This is a genomic window from Chryseobacterium phosphatilyticum (assembly GCF_002899825.2).
Lineage (GTDB): Bacteria > Bacteroidota > Bacteroidia > Flavobacteriales > Weeksellaceae > Chryseobacterium > Chryseobacterium phosphatilyticum.
The window spans coordinates 1-2,010 of record NZ_PPED02000014.1; the positions used below are offsets into that span (position 1 = coordinate 1).

Genomic DNA, 2,010 nt, shown 5'->3' on the forward strand with positions numbered 1-2,010 from the left:
GCTGGCCGAGCGTGTCATCGTGCTCTCCGACCGCCCGGCCGCGATCCGCGCGGACATCCTCGTCGAGCGTCCCTATCCGCGCCACCGCGACGATCCTGAATTGGTGCGTCTGCGCCGCAAAATCCTCGGCATCCTCGGTCAATCGATCTGATCGGCTGCCGCTCGGGGTCGTGCTTTCATCCTCCGTTCGACCGGCCCATCCGTAACCACCGCGCCAACCGAAGCCGGTGGCGTCGGTTGGCTCAGCGAACAATGTCGGATCGTCGTGATATGCGTGCCAAAGGTCTGCTGCTGGCGGATTTCGTTGAAAAACTCGTCGGCGGCCGAGATCGGAGCGCGGGCGGGGCGAGCCCTCGTTCCCGGGCCGGGTGTCCCCTGCCGGTCAAGCCGGGCTCGGCTGCGGGACCGGGATGATCTTGGCGAGCTTCCTCAGGTTCTGGGCGGCGGCTGCGAGGTGGAACTCGTCCTTCGCTCCGTTCGGTCCTCGTAGCCGGAGGCGGTCCAGCTTCAGGATGCGCTTGAGGTGGGCAAACAGCATCTCGACCTTCTTGCGTTCGCGTCGTGAGGTCTTGCCTTCCTCGGACCGCGCGATGTCGCGGGCCATGTCCCGCGCGCCCTCGTAGATCGGGCGCGGGACCTTGCGCACCGGCTCGTTCGGACAGCACCGCGCCTTCAGCGGGCATGGCGCGCAGTCGAACTTGCTCGCCCGGTACAGCAGCGTCGACCCGTCGTTGACCAGGGTGCCGGTCGTGGTCAGCACTCGGCCCGCCGGGCAGCGGTAGACGTCGCCCGGCTGGTCGTAGGTGAAGTCGGCGCGTGAGAAGGTGCCGTCGGTGCGGGTCGACTTGTCGAACACACTGATATGCGGCTCGATGCCGTGGTCGTAGACGAGCCAACCCAGCATCTCAGCCGAACCGTAACCGCTGTCGCCGGCGAGCCGGGCCGGCTAGAGGTCGAAGTGCTCGCGCGAACGCTCGATCATGCGTTTGGCGGCCGTGACCTCGGCTTGCCGGATGGCCGTGGTCGCCTCGACATCGACGATGATCGCGTGGTCGAGGTCGATCAGATAGTTGGCCGTGTAGGCAAAGAACGCCTGCCCGCCGTGCGCTCCGGTCCAGCGCGCGGCCGGATCGGCGGGCGAGATGAACTTGGGCGGCACCGGCGTCGCGGCCCCGAAGGCGGCCTCGTCGAGGACGGCGAGGTACTCCTGAGCAGCGCGGCTCACGGCCTCGGGCGGCAGGCCGGCAGAGCCTTCGACCCCCTTCTGCCGATTGGCATCGGCCCTGATTAGGCTGCCATCGACGGCAAAGCCTTCGCCACCGACGAGCCCCTCGGCGATGCAGCGGGCAAGCACGGTCTCGAACAGACGGCGCAGGAGATCACTGTCGCGGAAGCGCCCATGGCGGTTCTTGGAGAAGGTCGAATGATCCGGCACCCGGCCGTCGAGCCCGAGCCGGCAGAACCAGCGGTAGGCGAGGTTGAGGTGGACCTCGTCGCACAGCCGGCGCTCGGAGCGGATGCCGAGGCAGTAGCCGACGATCAGCATGCGGATCATCAACTCGGGATCGACGGAAGGGCGGCCCGTCGAGGCGTAGAACGGAGCCAGCTCCTGGCGCAGGCCGGTCAGGTCGACGAAGCGGTCGATGGAGCGAAGTAGATGGTCGGTGGGAACGTGCGTGTCGAGCGAGAACTCGTAGAACAGGGCGCCCTGCTCGACTTGCCGAGGTCCCATCATCTGCTTCGATCTCCGTCTCTCGACAGGAGTGAATCACCTCATCACAACCGCTGCAACACCCGAGTTTTTCAACAGAATCGGTCGAAAGTGTGCATTTCCCGGTCACGCTGAAGGCGCGACCGGCGGTCAGGCATCACACGTATGGTTTCGCGCCCACGGGGCTCCTGGCTTCCATCCGTGTTCGGCAAAGGACCGGCCCATGATTGGGCCCTGCTGAAAGGCGAGCCCATAGGCGGTCGCGGCCATGCCAGGGGATGGCCGCGACCGCCTATGGG

Annotated in this window: 1 pseudogene; it reads right to left on the reverse strand. The window is 66.7% G+C overall.

Annotated features, from left to right (window positions below):
* Nucleotides 1-382 precede the first annotated feature (382 nt).
* A pseudogene (locus tag C1631_RS25155) lies at nt 383-1,735 on the reverse strand (transposase).
* Nucleotides 1,736-2,010: the final 275 nt, after the last annotated feature.